Origin of the sequence: Janibacter hoylei PVAS-1 (genome assembly GCF_004025845.1) — a bacterium.
GTDB lineage: Bacteria > Actinomycetota > Actinomycetes > Actinomycetales > Dermatophilaceae > Janibacter > Janibacter hoylei.
The window spans coordinates 40,859-57,561 of record NZ_PIPF01000006.1 but is presented as its reverse complement, the minus strand read 5'-3'; the positions used below and the strand labels follow the sequence as shown (position 1 = coordinate 57,561).

The 16,703-nt window shown below is 72.9% G+C and carries 14 protein-coding genes; 3 read left to right on the top strand and 11 right to left on the bottom strand.

Annotation, left to right across the window (positions count from 1 at the left end):
• Position 1: 1 nt before the first annotated feature.
• The 11 genes from CWN80_RS06455 to CWN80_RS06400 form a co-directional block, all read right to left on the bottom strand.
• Positions 2–1,444: a hypothetical protein gene (locus CWN80_RS06455; RefSeq protein ID WP_128277038.1), complete on the bottom strand. Its 1,443-nt coding sequence runs from the start codon at positions 1,442–1,444 to the stop codon at positions 2–4.
• Positions 1,445–1,451: 7 nt separating this feature from the next.
• Positions 1,452–2,168 (bottom strand): FHA domain-containing protein, encoded by a 717-nt coding sequence (locus tag CWN80_RS06450; protein ID WP_007929794.1) that lies wholly within the window; start codon positions 2,166–2,168, stop codon positions 1,452–1,454.
• Positions 2,165–2,644, bottom strand: a complete 480-nt coding sequence (locus tag CWN80_RS06445) for a hypothetical protein (RefSeq protein ID WP_007929790.1) — start codon at positions 2,642–2,644, stop codon at positions 2,165–2,167. The genes CWN80_RS06450 and CWN80_RS06445 overlap by 4 nt, the downstream gene beginning before the upstream one ends.
• On the bottom strand, positions 2,641–4,362 hold the full coding sequence (locus CWN80_RS06440; protein WP_128277037.1) for a serine/threonine-protein kinase: 1,722 nt from the start codon (positions 4,360–4,362) through the stop codon (positions 2,641–2,643). Before CWN80_RS06440 ends, CWN80_RS06445 begins: the two co-directional genes overlap by 4 nt.
• A 7-nt stretch (positions 4,363–4,369) precedes the next feature.
• The gene (locus tag CWN80_RS06435; RefSeq protein WP_128277036.1) at positions 4,370–6,412 is read right to left on the bottom strand and encodes an FHA domain-containing protein; all 2,043 of its coding nucleotides are present in this window, start codon (positions 6,410–6,412) and stop codon (positions 4,370–4,372) included.
• A 2-nt stretch (positions 6,413–6,414) separates the two neighbouring features.
• Positions 6,415–7,245, bottom strand: a complete 831-nt coding sequence (locus tag CWN80_RS06430) for a PP2C family protein-serine/threonine phosphatase (protein ID WP_238148099.1) — start codon at positions 7,243–7,245, stop codon at positions 6,415–6,417.
• Positions 7,246–7,250: 5 nt separating this feature from the next.
• Complete coding sequence (locus CWN80_RS06425; RefSeq protein ID WP_128277035.1) at positions 7,251–7,724, bottom strand: hypothetical protein; 474 nt, start codon at positions 7,722–7,724, stop codon at positions 7,251–7,253.
• 10 nt (positions 7,725–7,734) lie between these two features.
• A complete protein-coding gene (locus CWN80_RS06420) occupies positions 7,735–8,211 on the bottom strand; it encodes a hypothetical protein (RefSeq protein ID WP_128277034.1) in 477 nt (158 codons plus the stop codon).
• A gap of 73 nt (positions 8,212–8,284) precedes the next feature.
• Positions 8,285–9,616 (bottom strand): hypothetical protein, encoded by a 1,332-nt coding sequence (locus tag CWN80_RS06415; protein ID WP_157986917.1) that lies wholly within the window; start codon positions 9,614–9,616, stop codon positions 8,285–8,287.
• A gap of 108 nt (positions 9,617–9,724) precedes the next feature.
• Positions 9,725–11,194, bottom strand: a complete 1,470-nt coding sequence (locus tag CWN80_RS06405) for a CCA tRNA nucleotidyltransferase (RefSeq protein ID WP_128277033.1) — start codon at positions 11,192–11,194, stop codon at positions 9,725–9,727.
• Positions 11,195–11,352: 158 nt separating this feature from the next.
• Positions 11,353–12,315 (bottom strand): esterase/lipase family protein, encoded by a 963-nt coding sequence (locus CWN80_RS06400; protein WP_128277032.1) that lies wholly within the window; start codon positions 12,313–12,315, stop codon positions 11,353–11,355.
• A gap of 156 nt (positions 12,316–12,471) precedes the next feature.
• Between CWN80_RS06400 and CWN80_RS06395 the strand changes: the two genes are divergently transcribed.
• Genes CWN80_RS06395 through murJ form a run of 3 tightly spaced genes read left to right on the top strand, consistent with a single transcriptional unit; the run spans position 12,472 to position 16,631 of the window.
• Positions 12,472–12,954 (top strand): NUDIX hydrolase, encoded by a 483-nt coding sequence (locus CWN80_RS06395; RefSeq protein WP_128277031.1) that lies wholly within the window; start codon positions 12,472–12,474, stop codon positions 12,952–12,954.
• Positions 12,927–14,957 (top strand): DUF6049 family protein, encoded by a 2,031-nt coding sequence (locus CWN80_RS06390; RefSeq protein ID WP_128277030.1) that lies wholly within the window; start codon positions 12,927–12,929, stop codon positions 14,955–14,957. The genes CWN80_RS06395 and CWN80_RS06390 overlap by 28 nt, the downstream gene beginning before the upstream one ends.
• On the top strand, positions 14,958–16,631 hold the full coding sequence (gene murJ / locus CWN80_RS06385; RefSeq protein ID WP_007929775.1) for a murein biosynthesis integral membrane protein MurJ: 1,674 nt from the start codon (positions 14,958–14,960) through the stop codon (positions 16,629–16,631).
• Positions 16,632–16,703 lie beyond the last annotated feature (72 nt).

Genomic DNA, 16,703 nt, shown 5'->3' with positions numbered 1-16,703 from the left:
CTCATCCGGATTTCTTGGTGGACGTCGAGGTCGGGCTCTTGGCGCCCGAGCCCTTCTTCGTCGTCTTCTTCGAGGACGTCGAGGTCTTCGACGGCTTCGGTCGACTGGTGCTCGTCGGGGAGGCGCTGACCGACATCGGGTCCCACACCCGGGGGGTCGAGCCCGCCGACTCGGCGGGCCACGTGTCGATCCGCACCTCGCCCGGCAGGGTCAGGTCGTAGACGCGACCGGTGTCGAGGTCGTTGAGCAGCACCTGACCCCGGTCGTGCCGCACGGCGACCGGGTAGCGGCGCGAAAAGGTACCGGAGACGGGCAGCTCGGTCGTGGGCGAGCTCGCCTGACCGCAGGCGGAGCCCCAGCGCACGGTGTCGCCGTCGCCCCAGGCCGCGTAGAGGCAGTCTCCGTTGATCGTCGGCCGGGAGATGCGCTGGTAGCGCGCCTGCGCTTCCTCCTCGGCGAGGCCGGAGGTCACCCCGGTCTCCGTGGACGACTCGGCTCCCTCCACGATCCGCACGTAGCCGGCCTCGTCGCGGGTCTGGAAGGCGACGACCTCGTTGCTCGGGCCGGCCTGCTGGAGGGTCGCCATGACGAGGGTGACGCCGGCCTGGTCCTGGGTCTCCCCCGGCAGCGCCTGCGGCTGCTCGAGGCCCTCGGCGTGGACCTCCCCCTTCTCGAGGTCGAGGACGACCCACGCGTCGCCGACCGCGGTGATGTCCGCGGCCCGCCCGCTGAAGCCGAGGTCGCTTCGCTCGGGCGACCCGAAGCCGTCGCCCTCGGCGGGGATCTCCACGACCGTGCCCGACTCCGCGGACACCGCCATGACGTCCCCGTCGACGTCGACCGTCACCGACGCATTGGGCCCGACGGTGGTGAGCTCACCGGTGTCCATGAGGTCCGCGACCGGGGTGCCCCCCTTCGGGTCGAGGCGCTTGGCCCAGACCCGTCCGGTGTCGTGGTCGACGACGGCCAGGGTGTTGCCGCGGAGACCGACGAGGTCGGGCTTGGCGTAGTCGACACCCGTGACGTAGGTGGGCTTCGGCAGCTCCACCTCGCCCTCGAACGGCTCGCCGGACCGCGAGTCGATGCCGACGAGACGGCGGTCGCTCGTCACGGCGACGACGTTGCGGCCGTCCTGGAGGATGTCCGGCGGCGCCTCCCCCTTCGCGCCCGAGGCGGCCTTGCCGCCCCCGATGACGAGGTCGAGACCGTGGGCGCCGGTGTTGACCCGACCCCAGTAGCCGGTGCTGCCGCCCGAGACCCAGATCCCGCCGTCGGACAGGGCGACGTCGTGGACCGGCTCACCGTCGGCACGCACGGCGAGGATCACGAGCACGACGACGAGCACCGAGACCATGGCCCCCGAGACGGCGGTGAGCCAGACGGGCCGACGACGTCCCGCGGTCTGGGCGGTCCCCTCGGCCGCCCCCTGCCCCTGCACGCTCATCCGCCGGTCAGTCCTCCTCGGAGGAGGCGTCGTCGAGGAGCACCAGGTCGGCGTCGGTCACCATGCGGGTCGACAGAGCGTGCTCGACGAGCCGTGACTTGCGGTTGCTGGCGAGCTTGCCCGGGCCACCGTGGAGACCGCGGATGCCCGCGTCGGCGAGCTTCTGGCAGACGTTGTCGAGCTTGCGGTTGAACTTCGTGACCTTCCACCCCAGCCGCTCGGCCGCCGCGGTCGAGCTCGGGATGCTCCCCTGCCCGGCCCCGTCACGCCGCAGGAAGTCCTCGCACAGGGCGACGACGAGGAGCTTCTGGTCCGGCGTCAGCGAGACCCGACCGACGGTCGTCTCCCCGCCCGACTGAGGCACGAGCACGTCGTTGTCGATCGAGACGAAGCCCGGGTTGGCGACGAGGACGTCGAAGTCGTAGGTCGTGGGGCCGGCCGTGAACCACACGGTGACCCGCTCGAAGGCCAGGGGGATCCGTGCCCCCGGGTTGAGCCACGCCTGGAAGAGGCCCTTCTTGTCCGCCACGGTGGCCGTGAGGGTCGAGCCGATGTTGGTCAGCCACCACCAGCCGCCCTCGTGGGTCACCTGGAGGAAGTGCCGGTGGAGGAAGGGGTTGTCGTCGATCTCGACGTCGCCCTCCCTGCCGATCGTCAGCGTCCCGTCCTTCGGCGCCTCGTGGAGCTCCCCGCAGAAGTCCACCGTCACCACGCTGTCACTCATGAGTTCCTCACCGTCTCGCACTGCACCTGTGACCACCCGGACCGCTGGGAGCCTCGCACGACCTGGACCGTCGCGCACTGCTGTACCCCCGGGGCGACCCCGAGCCGGTGCTCCGTGCCGTCGACGCGGACGGGGGTCCCCGTCACCCGGTCGGGATCCTCACCGGTGCGGATGTAGAAGTAGTCCCCATCCTGCAGGCCCGGATAGGCGAAGGTGAAGACCATCGTCTCCCCGTCGAGCCGGACCGACAGGTCGGGTGCACCGGAGAGCGCACCCGTCGGCTGGGTCGGGTCGACCTTCGTCGTCGGCGGCGGGTCGGCCCCGTCGCGGGTCACCCACAGGACGGCACCGATCGCGCCGCACACGAGCAGGACTCCGACGATGCTCGCGATGAGCGGCACGAGGCCGACCTCGATCCCCTTCTTCGGGGGCTCGGGGACGGGAGGCGGCGGGGTGGTGCGGGGACGGGTGCTCACTTGTCCGCGCACTTCGTCTCGCTCCACGGCGAGTAGTCCTCGCCGCGCTGGACGCGCACGCGCGCGCACTGGCGACTGGCCGACCCGAACTCCTGCGAGAAGGTCCCCGTCCCGGTGGTCGTGTCGATCTCAGAGACGCCGTAGGCCGTCGCCTTGTCGATGACGTCCTCGGACAGGGCCGCCTTGACGAGGTAGCGGTCACCCTCTTGGTAGGTGGGGTAGTCGATCGTGTAGACGAGCTGCGAGTCCTCGACCTGCATCGTGAAGGTCGGGGCGCTGTCGAGCGAGCCCCCGGTCGCACCGCCCGTGCCGGACGTCTGCGTGCCCTCGCTCCCACCGTTGAGGGCGAGCGCCGTACCGATGATCCCGACGATGAGGAGGAAGCCGCAGGCGCCGGCGACGATCGGCACCCAGCGTCGCGGGCCGGGCCGTCGTGGCGCGCCGGACCCGTGCCGGGGCCCACTACCGGGACCACCCGGCGGTGACTGCAGCGGGCGCGGGCCCGAGGCCTGTGGTGGACGGGGGCCGGAGCTCTGCGCGGGCTGGGGGCCCGGCGCGTACGGCGGACGGGGGCCGGAGGACTGCGGAGGTCGCGGCCCGGACGCGTGGTCCGGACGCGGCCCGGAGGGCGCCGGGTCACCTGCGCGGGCGACGACGCCGTCCGCGATCGGCACCGGCCCGGAGTGCCCGATGCTGCGTCCTCCACTCAGCTGCCCACCGATGACCGGCTGGCCGAGCGGCGGCGGCGGGGCACCCGTCGTGGGGCGGGGGTTGGACCCCGACGAGGCCCGCAGCTGGGTGCGGTCCTGCGTCTGCCCCGGCAGGCGGCCGGAGTCCCCGCTGTGCCCGAGCTCGTCGAGGACGACGATGGCCGTGCGGGAGAAGCGCTCCTCCTGCTCGATCTGCTGGAGGCTGCGGGCGAACTCGATCGCGCTGGCGGGTCGCGCCAGCGGGTTCTTGCTCATCGCCTGGGCGAGGAGCCGCTCGAGGGACTGGGGCACGTCGGCCCGGCCGGTGCTCGGCGGCGGGTTGGACCGGATGCGGGGCATGAGCTCCAGGGCCGAGTTGTCCCCGCCCGGCACCTCGAAGGGGGACCGCCCGACGAGCAGTTGCCACAGGGTCGCCGACAGGGCGTACACGTCGGCGCGCGCGTCACCGTTGCTGTGGCCGAAGAGGACCTCCGGCGGGGCCCACGGGATCGAGACCCCGAGGTCCTCGTCGAGCTCCTCGAGGGCACCACCGCGCCCGGCGATGCCGAAGTCGGTCAGGCCGGGCGAGCCGTACTGGCTGACGAGCACGTTGGCCGGCTTGATGTCGCGGTGGATGACCCCGGCCCGGTGCGCGGTCTCGACGGCGCTCGCCAGCTGGATGCCGGTGCGCAGCACCTCCTCGACCGAGAAGCGCGCCGTCCGCGCCCGCTGGGCGAGGTTGGGCGGCGGGTAGTACTTCATGACGAGGAAGGGGCGCCCGTCGTCGCTCGTCCCCGCACGGAAGACCTGGACGATGTACGGGTGGTCCGCGAGCTGGGCCATCGTGTTGGCCTCGTCGATGAACTGCTGCTGGATCGTCGGCGTCAGGCCCTCGGTCTTGAGGACCTTGACCGCGACCTTCATCCGCGGCATCTGCTGCTCGTAGAGGAAGACGTCGGCGTAGCCGCCCGAGCCGAGCGGCTGGACGTAGTCGAGCCCTTCGAGGTCGGGCGGCAACGTGCTGCTCACTCAGGCATCATCCCGTGACCTCGAAGACCATCGAGACCTGGTCGGCGAGGGTGATCGTCGTACCAGGCTCGATCGTCTGCTGGTCGCCGGGGCGCACCCGCACCGGCGAGGACCCCGGCAGCGCCACGGTCGTGCCGTTGGTCGAGCCGAGGTCACGGACGAGCACGTGCCAGCCGTCGAGCACGACCTCGACGTGGTTGCGCGAGATCTCGTTGTCGGGACTGGAGATGCGCACGAGGTGCGGCGTGCGCGGGCCGGTGACGTCTGCGCGCGGCGCGCGTCCGATGAGCACCCCACGGTCGAGCGTGACGACGTCGCCGGTCGACAACCGCAGGTGACCGAGGGCCGGACGGGCGGTCTGCTCGGGCTGCTGGCTCGGCAGGTCCTGCCCGCACACCCGGCAGCGGGTGGCGTGGGGCGCGTTGAGATGACCGACGGAGCAGCGCACCGCGAGGACCATGGGCTCGGCGGCGCCGGGCTGCTCGTCCTCCGTCGACGTGGGCTCGGGCTGGACGGCGGCCCCCTGGTCGGGGGTCGGCAGGCCCGGCAGGCCGAAGGGCAGGCCCGGCACCCCGGGGTTGGGGCCGGCCGGTCCGCCCGCGGGGGCACCACCGTCACCGGCCCAGGGCACGGAGGAGATCAGCCCGTCGGAGGCCTCCGGGCGGGAGGTCTCGGGGGCCGTCGGAGCTGCTGCTGCGGCCGGGCCGCTGTCGACGGGGGCACCCGGGCCGCTGTGCACCGGCGCGCTCGGCGGCTCGGCGGCTGCCTCGGGCACCCGCGACCCCACCAGGTGGCCGTCGACGAACTGCGGTCGACCACCCCCGGGCTCGTGACCCGTCGCGGTGTCGCGGGCGGCCATGACACCACTCGGCGCCGCCGGGACGGCAGCCCGGGCCGCGGCCGGGATGGGAGCGGCGGCTGCCGGCTCCTCGTCCGTGGGCTCGTCCTGGCCCGTGTCGCTCGGGACCTGCTCATCGGCGGCCTGCGGCGCAGGCACCGGGTACCCGGTGCCTGCGCCCGGCTCCTCCTCGGCCGGGTAGCCGATGTCGTCACCCGAGGTGTCACTGTCGTCGGCGGCGAAGGGAGCGCCCCCCGGCATCGGGGGCAGGCCACCCGGCAGCTCGCCGGCGGTCGGGCCCGCGGGCTCTGCCGGTCCGTCGAGCTCGTCCTCCTCCGAGGGCGGGGCGAGGGTGGCATGGGCCGGGTTGTCGGAGGGCTGGTAGCCACCGGCGGCGGCGACCGGACCGGAGTCGATCGGGGCCTGCTTGGACTCGTCCTCCTCCATGGCCGCCAGCAGCGAGCTGCGGTGGTGTTGGGTGTTGCCGAAGAGGAAGTCGAAGCTCGGCAGCTCCTCCTCGTCCTCCGCCGGGGTGTCGGCGGGCGTCGTCGGGGCAGGAGCGTCGGCGGGCGCCTGCGGCTGGGGCTCGGGCTCGACGAGCTCCTGGGCCTCGGGTGCCGGGCTCTCGACGACCCGCCCCTCCTCGACCGGCTCCTGCTGGGACGGCTCCTGGGCCGAGGTCGCTTCCGCGGCGAAGACGGAGGGGAGCGCCCAGCCGGAGGCCTCGGGCGCCGCTGCCTGCTCGGGCGCCTCGGTGGCGGGCTCGTCGGCCACAGGCTCCTCAGCAGCGGGTCCGTCAGCAGGCTCCTCGACATCAGTCTGCTCGACGTCGGGCGTGGTGACGGCGGGCTCGGGCTCACCCGTGGCCAGCACCACCTCGTCCGAGCCGCCCTCGAGGTCCTCGTCGGTCCACGGTCCGCGTGCGGGCGCGAGGACGGTGCGGGTCCCCTCGGCCCCGGTGACGGTCACCGACGCGGTGCCGCGCACGAGGACCCGGCCGGAGGTCTCGTCGACGAGGGCGAAGTCGGGCGTGCGGCGCACGCCGCCCGTCGTCAGCTCGTCGGTCACGACATCGACGAGGTCGTCGCCGTCGGCCGACCCGAGGGCGGCCTCGACCCGCTCGGCGAGGGAGACGTCGCCCTTCGCGAGCAGGTGCAGCCCGTCGCGGGTGACCTCGATCCACCCGTCCCGACCGTCGATCCTCGTGCTCATCGTCACTCCTTGTCGCTCAGCTGTCCCCGCGGCGCGGTGTCGTCCCCCGTGGCCCGGGGGCTCGTCTCCGACAGGTCGTCGCCCACCGAACCGTGCAGGTCGACGACCACCACGGTCACATTGTCACGCCCACCGGCCGCGACCGCGGCCCGGACGAGCTCCTCGGCTGCGGCCTGGGGGTGCGGCTCGCGCTGCAGGATCTCATGCAGCTGCTCGTCGGTGATCTCGTTGGTCAGGCCGTCCGAGCAGATGACGAAGCGCTCACCGGCATAGGGCGGCAGCACCCACACGTCGGCCTGGAAGGCGTAGTCCGTGCCCAGCGAGCGGGTGACGACATTGCGCGCCGGGTGGGTGCGGGCCTCTTCGGCGGTGATGACTCCGGCCTCGACGAGCTCCTGCACCTCCGAGTGGTCCACGGTCACCTGGGTGAGTGCGCCGTCGATGGCCCGGTAGACGCGCGAGTCGCCGACGTTGAAGACCGCCCAGTGGTCGGCGCCCCCGGCGGTGACGAGCGCCAGACCGGTGGCGGTCGTGCCCATCCCCTTGTTTTCCGGGTGGGAGTCGACCGCCTCGAGGATGCGGTCGTTGGCCAGCACGAGCTGGCGGCTCACGCCGTCGGCCGTGAGGTCCTCGCGCGAGACCAGCTCGCGCATCGTCTCGACGACGATGCCGCTGGCGACCTCACCGGCAGCGTGCCCGCCCATGCCGTCGGCGACGACGAAGATGCCGCCCTCCGCGAGCGCCGAGTCCTCGTTGAGCGAGCGCACCCGCCCGGTGTCCGTCGCCGCACCCACCCGCAGGGTCAGGCCGGGCAGCTCCTCGGGGCGTGCCACCGCCGTCACCGGGTGACCCGGATCGTCCGCAGCACCTGCTGGACCTCACCGTAGGCGCTCTGCGCGTCACCGCCGCCCACGGACCCGGTGGCCTGGACGAGGTCGACGATGCGGCCTCGCCGCGACCCGGCGAAGAGGTGGATCTGCACGACCGTCCCGATCTCCGGGTCGGTCCACGACACGTTGACCCCCACGAAGGGAACCTCGCCCAGCTCGAGCTCGAAGGGCTCGTCGACGTGGCCCTGGTCCTGCTGGGCGACGAAGCCGCGCAGCTCGTCCAGTGCCTGGCGCATCGAGAAGTCCCCCGTGCGCTGGAAGCCTCGGATGACGACATTGGGCGCGAAGCCGTGGTCGCTCTCGATGCGGCGGCAGGACAGCAGGGTCCCGCCGACCCGCACGGGCGCCCACGTGTCCGGGACGTCGATGGTCACACCGGGGGGACCCGGGAAGACCTCGCTCGGGTAGGTCAGCTGCGGCATGGGGCGGCTCTCAGGGGTTGATGCGGATGGAGTCGACGATGCGATCGATGGTGGCGTAATCCGTCTCGCGGCGAGCGCCGGCGTACGACCCCGTGACCTGGATGACGTCGAAGACGTCGTTCTGCCGCTGCGCCGTGAACCAGTGCACCTGACCGACGGTGCCCGCCTCGGCGTCGACGAAGGCCACGTCGGCCCCGACGAACTCGCGACCGTCGACCTCCTGGTGCTTGAGCTGGCCGACCGTCCCCTCCTGACGCTGCTGTGCGTACTGCTTCAGCTCCGCGTGGATCTCCTCGGGCCCGAAGGGAGCCAGCCGCTGGTAGAAGCGCACGACGACGTTGGCGAGGAAGTGGGTGGCGCCCTCGTCCCGGTCGCGGATGGCGATGAGCGTGTCCGGTGCCCACACCTGCTCCCAGCCCTCAGGCATCTCGAGGGTGATGGGCGGGGGGCCGGGGACGACCTCGCTGGGGTAGCTGATCTGGGTCATGCTGCGCTCCTGTGTGCTCGGGGGCGGCGGCCGGGGTCTGGGGCCCAGCCTGCCATCTCGGGACGAAGGGGGGTCACCACCAGTTGCCTGGGTTGATCGGGGATTCGGCGAGCGACTCACCGACATCGCTCAGGCCGTCGATGATCTCGTTGGGCGAGACCGACAGGTCGAGCGAGATGGAGGCTCCGACGCCGAGGGTGGCGCCGACGTCGAAGGAGACGCCCACCCGGTCGGCGGAGAACTCCGCGCTCCCCTCGGCGTGGGCACCGATGCCGTACGACAGGGAACCGGAGGCCCCCACGCTCGCCGGCCCGAGGTCCTGGCTCACGCCCCCTTCGATCCGACCACCGGCGAAGGCCTCGAGACCGGCCTCGACGCGCGCGCCGCCCGGGCCGATCTGGGCGCCGGCCGTGGCCTCGCCCTGCGCACCGATGTAACCCTCGGCCTGCGCCGACGTGCCGTGGTCGTTGGCCCAGTGGGCCTCGCCGCGTGCGACGTAGAGGCCGGCCTCGGCGCTGGCGTCCACGTAGGCACCGCGTGTGGCGTCGATGCCCATCGAGCCCTGCGACTCCGCGTTGTACGAGAGGAACTCGCCGCTCGCGCCGACCTGGTCGTTGCCGACCTCGCCCCGGGCCACCTGGTCGCCGACCTGTCCATCCCACAGGCCCTGCTCGACGATGGGCTCGCTCTGCACGTTGTCGAGGACGCCCTGCACGTCCTGCCAGCGGTTGTCGTCGAAGGAGCGCTCGTTGGACCACGACTCGCCCCACTCGCGGTACCCCCCACCCTCTCCGCGGGTGCTCTCGTGCGCGGTCTCCCACCCGTCGCCGCGCTCGTTGATGTCCGTGTGCGAGCGCATCTCGTGGCCGAGTGGGCCCTGGCTGTTGAGCCACCGACCCTCGGCGTCCTCCTGCCACGTCTTGCCCGTGATCGGGTCGTAGTGGTGCTTGTTGCCCTCTTCGTCGGTGTTGGTGCGCACCCCCCAGGAGTCCTGGTCGCGCCCGAGGATGTCGTAGCCGTTGCCCATGTCGGGGCGCTCCTCGGCGTCCGTGCCGCGGCCGCGACCGTCACCCGGCTCGCGACCGGGTCCGCCCGGACCGCCCGGACCACCGGGTCCCCCGCCGCTGCCCTGCCCGCCGGAGCCGCGGTCCTGGTCGTCCGCCTGTCGGCGCAGCTCGCTGGAGATCGAGCGCAGCATCTCGCTCGCGGCCCCGACCTGCTTGCCGGCGTCGTCGCGCCACTGGCGCAGGAGCTCCTGCCCGTCCTCGCCGCCCCAGTTGTCCCCGAGGACCGCGGCGCTCGCATTGCCGCGCACGAGGATCTCCCCGAGTCGATGGACCTGGGTGTCGAGGCCGCTCGCGACTTCTCGGACACGCGAGCTGTCCATGCCTTCACGGACGGTCATGGTTTCTCCCTGGGAGGTGGGCGGTGCGGCCCTCGCGGGCGGGTCAGCCCAAATCTAGGGCGGTGGGCGCCGCAGGGCGATGGGCAGCACTCCCCATCGGACCTGCCCTCACCCGCGCTCGGCCCACCACGCACGCAGCCGGTCTGCGGCGGCCTCCTCGCCGATCGGGCCCTCGTCGAGCCGGACCTGCAGGAGGTACCGGTAGGCCTCGCCGAGGACCGGGCCGGGGTCGATGTCGAGGATCTGCGCGATCTGGTGCCCGTCGAGCTCGGGGCGCACCCGGTCGAGCTCCTCCTGCTCCTGCAGCTCGACGATCCGCTCCTCGAGGTCGTCGTAGGCCCGGCGCAGGCGAGCCGCCTTGCGCTGGTTGCGGGTCGTGCAGTCGGCGCGGGTCAGCCGGTGGAGGCGCTCGAGCAGGGGGCCGGCGTCGGTGACGTAGCGACGCACGGCCGAGTCGGTCCACTGCCCGTCGCCATAGCCGTGAAATCGCAGGTGCAGCTCGACGAGGCGCGCGACCGACCTGGTCGTCTCCTTGTCGAAGCGCAGTGCCCGCATCCGCTTGGCGGTCATCTTGGCCCCGACGACGTCGTGGTGGTGGAAGGAGACACCGCCGCCCTCCTCGAAGCGCCGCGTGCGGGGCTTGCCGATGTCGTGCAGCAGGGCGGCAAGACGCAGGACGAGGTCGGGCCGCGGCACCGGGTGGTCGAGATCCGCGTCGGGGTCCGGCCCCGCCACGCCCTCCAGGTCGATCGCCTGCTGGAGCACGGTCAGGGAGTGCTCGTAGACGTCCTTGTGCCGGTGGTGCTCGTCGATCTCGAGCCGCAGTGCGGGCAGCTCCGGCAGGACGTGCTCGGCCAGGCCGGTGTCGACGAGGACCCGCAGCCCGGCGACCGGGTCGGCGGCCAGGAGCAGCTTGACCAGCTCGTCACGGATCCGCTCGGCCGAGACGATCTCGAGGGTCCCCGCGGCCGCGGTCATCGCCTCGAAGACCTCGGGCCCGGGGGTCACCCCGAGCTGGGCGACGAAGCGCGCCGCGCGCATCATCCGCAGCGGGTCGTCGCTGAAGGAGACCTCGGGGGCGGACGGGGTACGCAGCCGCCCCGCGGCGAGGTCGAGCATGCCGCCGTGCGGGTCGACGAGCTCCAGGTCGGGCAGTCGCAGGGCCATCGCGTTGACGGTGAAGTCGCGGCGGACGAGGTCGTCCTCGAGGTTGTCGCCGAAGGCGACGACGGGCTTGCGGGTCGTCCCGTCGTAGGCGTCCGCCCGGTAGGTCGTCACCTCGACGACGTCGGCGCCCTTGCGTGCACCGATCGTCCCGAAGTCGCGCCCCATGTCCCAGTGGGCGTCGCCCCAGTCGGCGAGGATCGCCTCGGTCTCGTCCGGCGACGCCGAGGTCGTGAAGTCGAGGTCGCCGCTGGTCCGCCCGAGGAAGGCGTCACGCACCGGGCCGCCGACGAGCGCGAGCTCGTGCCCACCCGCCGCGAAGCGCTCACCCAGGTCGGTGAGGAGCGGGACCGTCGGAGCCAGGTGGGCCACCGCGGCGCGCAGGATCTCCGGGGGCAGGGCGGGGTCGGACATGGGGCCCAAGGCTACGCGGTGCCCGGGCCCGCTCCCTTCGCCCCGCCCCCACCCCCCGTCCGCATTTCCCTAGGGAAATGCGGGGGGTCCGCATCTGCCTAGGGAAATGCGCGGGGGGATCCGTATTTCCCTAGGCAAATGCGTGGCGAGGGGGTGGGTCAGAGGACGGGCGCGTTGGGCAGGCAGCGGAGGGTCCCCGATCCGTTGGCCCTGAGCGCGCGCTTGGTGATGTCGATGACCCGGGGGCTGTGGGTTATCGACAGGTGGTCGCTGACGTCGATCGCGCAGCCGTCCTGGACGGTGATGTTGCGGACCGTGGCTCCCGGACCGGCAGTGAGGAAGGTGCTGCGGTAGGGGGTGACCACCTCGTCGTACTTCGTCCCGATGACGGTGTAGTCGACCCCGGGCACGGTGTCGCCGTCGGCGGTGAGTGCGGTGATGTACTCCGAGCCCTTGATCTGGTCGACGGCGGCCTGGCCCAGCCCGGCCCGGGTGAGGTCCGTCGCCCCCACGGCTTCGGCGATCGTCCCCAGACCCGACAGGGTCGTGCCGTGGTGGCTGCCGGCGAGGGTCACGACGTCGTCGACCCCACCGCCGCCGTGCTTCTTCAGCACGTCGGTGATGATCGTCCCGCCTTGCGACCAGCCGACCATGTCGACCTTGCTGGCCCCGGTGCGCGCACGCACGGTGTCGGCGAAGGCGGCGAGCTCGTCGCCGTTGTCCGACAGCCCCGTCGTGCCGTACACCCCGGGCAGCTGCGCCGCAGCATCCGTGCCGTCGGTGCCGTAGTTGAAGGAGTACACGCAGTAGCCGGCCCATCGCAGCTCGGGCGCCATCCGGGCGAAGGAGTTGTACTGGTTGGCGTAGGTGCCGTGGACGAGGACGACCGGGTGCTCACCCGCTCGCGGCACGCACCCCCAGTCGTTGACCCCTTGCGCCTGCGCGTCCGGGTAGACGAGCGAGTAGAGCAGGCTGCTGCTGAAGTTCAGCTGGTAGGGACCGACCTTGGGCGCGGCGTCGGCAGCCGCCGGTGCGGCGCTGGCCGGTGCGGCGGAGAGCGCACCGCAGGCCACTGCTGCAGCGGCGGCGGAGACGGCGAGTCGGCGAAGAGATGACCTCATGAGGGCTCCAGATGACGGCGTCGACGCTGACGCTGGCGGCACCGACGTCCTCGGCGGTGCCGTCCGAACCTAGCGGTAGGTAGGCCGCGCCCGCTCCCCGAGCCACCGGACCATGCTCCCCGGGGGAGCCACGGGCGCGGTGGCTACAGTGACCACATGAGTCACCCCGCTCCCACCTCCGGACCGCAGCGCCGTCTGCCTGCGGTCGAGGAGCGCAGCGCGGGGGGCGTCGTCGTCGACGTGCACGAAGGGGAGGCCCGCATCGCCGTCATCGCGCGGCGCAACCGGGCCGGTCGCTTGGAGTGGTGCCTGCCCAAGGGGCACATCGAGGGCGAGGAGACCCTCGTCGAGACCGCCGCGCGCGAGGTCGCGGAGGAGACCGGCATCGAGGCGCGGGTCCTCGTCGAGCTCGGCACCATCGACTACTGGTTCGCCACGCCCGACCGGCGGATCCACAAGTTCGTCCACCACTACCTGCTCGAGGCCATCGGCGGATACCTGACGATCGACAACGACCCCGACCACGAGGCCGTCGACGTCGCCTGGCTGCCGCTGCGGGACGCCCCCCGGCACCTGACCTTCCCCAACGAGCGACGCATCGCGAGGGAGGCGTGGCAGCGGCTCGCCGGCGACGGCTGAGCGCACGCATCGCGGGCCTGCTGCTCGCGGTGCTCGTCGTGCTCCCCGTCGCTGCCGCGCCCTCGACCGCTGCCCCCGAGGCGCCCGATGCCACGGGCACCCGGCTGACGATCACCTCCATGACCCCCGTCGCGGACGGTGACGGCCGCGCCACCGTCCGCGGCCGACTGACCAACACCGGCACCGAGACCCTCGAGAGCCCCTCGGTCCGGCTCGTCCCGCAGCAGGCCGGCAGCCGCCGCTCGGACATCGCCACCTGGACCGAGGGCACCCGCCCCGTCGAAGGGGCCTCCCTCGACGACGACTCGCTCGACGACCTCCCGGCGGGACGGTCGACCCCCTTCGTCCTGCGGGTCGACGCCGACGACCTGCTGCCCGACGCCTCCGCCGGCGCCGCCTGGGTGAGCATCCAGACGGAGACGACCGCGGTGCACACCTTCATCGGGGTCCACCGGACGAAGGAGTACGAGCCGCTCGGCCTCGTCTGGGGCATCCCGCTCGGCCTGCCCGCCGACCGTCGTCTCTTCGGCCACGGCGAAGGGAGGGCCAAGGCCTGGTCGGAGGCCGTCGGCCCCGACTCGCGGCTCGCCCGGCTCACCGACGAACCTCCGGCCCGTGACGAGGCCTGGCTGATCGACCCCACCCTGCTCGACGTGCCCGAGGAGGAGACCACGCGCACCGCCGAGCGGCGGGTGCGCGCCGAGCGTGCCACCGCCCTGCGCGACCGCATCGTCGGGTCGCGCACCCTCGTGCTCCCGGGCGCCGACGCGGACGTCGCCGCCGGGGCCCGCTCCGGGGCCGCGGCCCGCCTCGTCCGCCCCCGCGTCGCCGACGGGGCCGCGGTCGCCGAGGAGCTCGGCGCCCGCAGCGACGTCCTGTGGCCTGCCGACGGTCTGGCCACCGACGAGCGGGCGGAGGCACTCGACGACCTCCACGCCGACCCGACCTCGCTCCTCGTCCCCGGCAGCAGCCTCGAGTCCGACGGCTTCACCGCCACCGGCGGGGTCCGCACGACCGGGGGGACCCCGCTCGTCGTGCGCGACGGCCCGCTCTCCGAGCTCGTCGCCGGACTGACCGGCCCGGACGACGTCGTCCTCGCCCGGCAGCAGCTCGTCGCCGAGACCGCGTCGATCCTCACCGAACGATCGGGCACCCCCCGCACCGTGCTCGTCGTGCCCGACCGCGGCACCACCCCGGACCCCGATGCGTGGGAACAGCTGCGCGACGCCTCCGGGGACATCCCGTGGGTGACGAAGGGGGACCTCGCGAGCGTCCTGACCGCCGCCGAGGACGCCGATCCGGTCCGCACCCCCCGCACGCGCACCGAGATCCGCCGCGCCACCACGCCCGACACGCCTCGGGCCGCGCTGCTCAGCAAGAACCGCGCCCAGCAGATCTCCGACGACCAGGAGGCGATGGTCACCTTCGCGTCGGTCCGCTCCGACGGACGGGCCTGGCGACGCGAGCTCGTGCCGACCCTCCACCAGCTGACCTCCGCCCGGTGGCGCACCGCACCGAGCGACTACGCGGCGCTGCAGCAACAGGTCACCGACGAGGTCGCTCTCACCGCCGATGACGTCGTCGTCCGGTCCGGCGACGTCAACTTCTTCGCCGACACGGGTCGGCTGCAGATCACGATCGTCAACCGCACCGACGTCGAGCTGACCAACCTCGTCGTCCGCCTCTCCCCGGGCAACCCCTCCCTGCGCATCGACGACGACCCCGAGCCCGTGACGATCGGCCCCGGCGGCAGCCACACCGTGACCGTCCAGGCCAGCGCCCTCGCCGCCGGGCAGGTGCCCGTCCACGTCTCGGTCGCCACCCCCTCAGGGCACGAGGTCACCGCGCCCGCGACCCTGCGCGTCAAGGTGCGTCCGACCGGCGCATCCATCTACTGGGTCATCGGTGGCGCGGCCGCCCTCCTCCTGGCCGGCGGCACGTGGCGTACCGTGCGGGGCGGTCGTCGTCCGAGGACCGCGGACGAGCCCACCGAGGAGAGCTGAATGAGTCAGGCGCCCACCGGGCCCGACGACGTGGAGCCCACGACGACCCGTGAGCAGCCCTCGATCGTGCGCTCGAGCGCGATCATGGCCGCCGGCAGCCTGGCCTCCCGGGTGCTCGGCCTCGTGCGCAACACCCTGACCATCGCTGTCGTCGGCCTCAACCTCGTGCCGGCCGACGCCTGGAATGCCGCCAACACGCTGCCCAACATCTTCCACCTGCTCATCGCCGGCGGGGTGCTCAACGCCGTCATCGTCCCGCAGATCACCAAGGCCATGCGCCACGAGGACGGCGGCACCGTCTACATCAACCGACTGCTGACGATCGCCGTGACCACGCTCGCGGCCGTCACCCTCGCCCTCACCCTCGCCGCGCCCCTGCTCGTGCAGCTGGTCGTCTCCGGCAGCTGGGACGGACCCTCGCGGGGCCTGGCGACCGCCTTCGCCGTCATCTGCCTGCCGCAGGTCTTCTTCTACGGCGTCTACACCCTCTTCGGGCAGGTCCTCACCGCCCACAGCCGCTTCGGCATGTTCATGTGGGCGCCCGCTCTGGCCAATGTCGTCGCGATCGCCGGTCTCGCGTGGTTCCTGCTGACCGACGCCCCACTGCGAGCCCCGGTCGCCGACTGGAGCCCGACGATGATCGCCGTCCTCGCCGGCTCGGCCACCCTCTCGATCGCCCTGCAGGCGCTGGTGCTCGTCCCGTCGCTGCGGGCCACCGGCCTGCGCTACCGGCCGGTGTGGGGCCTGCGGGGCAGCGGCCTCGGGAGCGCCTCACGCATGGCGATGTGGGCCTTCGCCGCCGTCGCCGTCGGCCAGCTCGGCTACTTCGTCAACTCCCGCGTCCTGACCTCCGCGACCTACGAGGCCCAGCACCTCGGCGTCGAGGGCGCCGGCCTGACCGCCTACGCCAATGCCTACCTGCTCTTCATGCTCCCCCACGGGCTCATCACGGTCTCCCTCGTCACCGCCCTCTTCACCCGGCTCTCCCACGCCGCCCACGACCGCGACACCGCCGCCGTCACGGCCGACCTGCGACGCGGCATGACCCTGCCCGCCGTCGTGCTGATCCCGGCCACCGCGATCATGGTGCTGCTCGCCCCCTTCGTCCTCGCCGCGATCCTGCCCGGCACCCCCCGCGCCGCGACCGACGCCTCGGTGGGCGTCCTCGTGACGATGATGCTCGGGCTCGTGCCCTACGGCTGGTTTTTCCTCGTCCAACGGGCCTACTACGCCTACGAGGACGGTCGCACCCCCTTCGGCCTGCAGCTCGTGGTCACCCTCGTCGCGGTCTCCGTGACCCTCTTCGGCTCCACCCGTCCCCCCGAGGACGTCGCGACCTGGGTCGGCATCGGGCAGTCCGTCTCCAACCTCACCGCCGCCCTGATCGGCTTCTGGCTGCTGCGCCGCCGGCTCGGCCCCCTCCAGCTCGGCCGCGTCCTGCAGCAAAACATCCGCCTCGTCATCGCCACCGTCGCCGCCACCGCCTGCGGCGGGCTCGTCCTGCGCGGCCTCGACCTGGTCCTCGACACCGACACCTGGGCCGGGGCCGTCGTCGTCACCGCCCTCGTCGCCCTCGTCGTCCTCGCCCTGAGCCTCGCCCTCGCCGCCCGGATGCGGGTGCGCGAGGTCACCGAGACACTCGCCCCCCTCACCCGACGGCTGCGGCGCGGCTGACGCGCCCCCCGCGGCGGGCTCCCGACCTCGACCGGGTCGGGCACCTAGGATGGCGCGGCAGACATCCACCGA

Coding starts and splice junctions, on each gene's coding strand:
- CWN80_RS06455 (WP_128277038.1), bottom strand. CDS start 1,444: ATGAGCGTGCAGGGGCAGGGGGCGGCCGAGGGGACCGCCCAGACCGCG.
- CWN80_RS06450 (WP_007929794.1), bottom strand. CDS start 2,168: ATGAGTGACAGCGTGGTGACGGTGGACTTCTGCGGGGAGCTCCACGAG.
- CWN80_RS06435 (WP_128277036.1), bottom strand. CDS start 6,412: ATGAGCACGAGGATCGACGGTCGGGACGGGTGGATCGAGGTCACCCGC.
- CWN80_RS06425 (WP_128277035.1), bottom strand. CDS start 7,724: ATGCCGCAGCTGACCTACCCGAGCGAGGTCTTCCCGGGTCCCCCCGGT.
- CWN80_RS06420 (WP_128277034.1), bottom strand. CDS start 8,211: ATGACCCAGATCAGCTACCCCAGCGAGGTCGTCCCCGGCCCCCCGCCC.
- CWN80_RS06415 (WP_157986917.1), bottom strand. CDS start 9,616: ATGACCGTCCGTGAAGGCATGGACAGCTCGCGTGTCCGAGAAGTCGCG.
- CWN80_RS06405 (WP_128277033.1), bottom strand. CDS start 11,194: ATGTCCGACCCCGCCCTGCCCCCGGAGATCCTGCGCGCCGCGGTGGCC.
- CWN80_RS06400 (WP_128277032.1), bottom strand. CDS start 12,315: ATGAGGTCATCTCTTCGCCGACTCGCCGTCTCCGCCGCCGCTGCAGCA.
- CWN80_RS06395 (WP_128277031.1), top strand. CDS start 12,472: ATGAGTCACCCCGCTCCCACCTCCGGACCGCAGCGCCGTCTGCCTGCG.
- murJ (WP_007929775.1), top strand. CDS start 14,958: ATGAGTCAGGCGCCCACCGGGCCCGACGACGTGGAGCCCACGACGACC.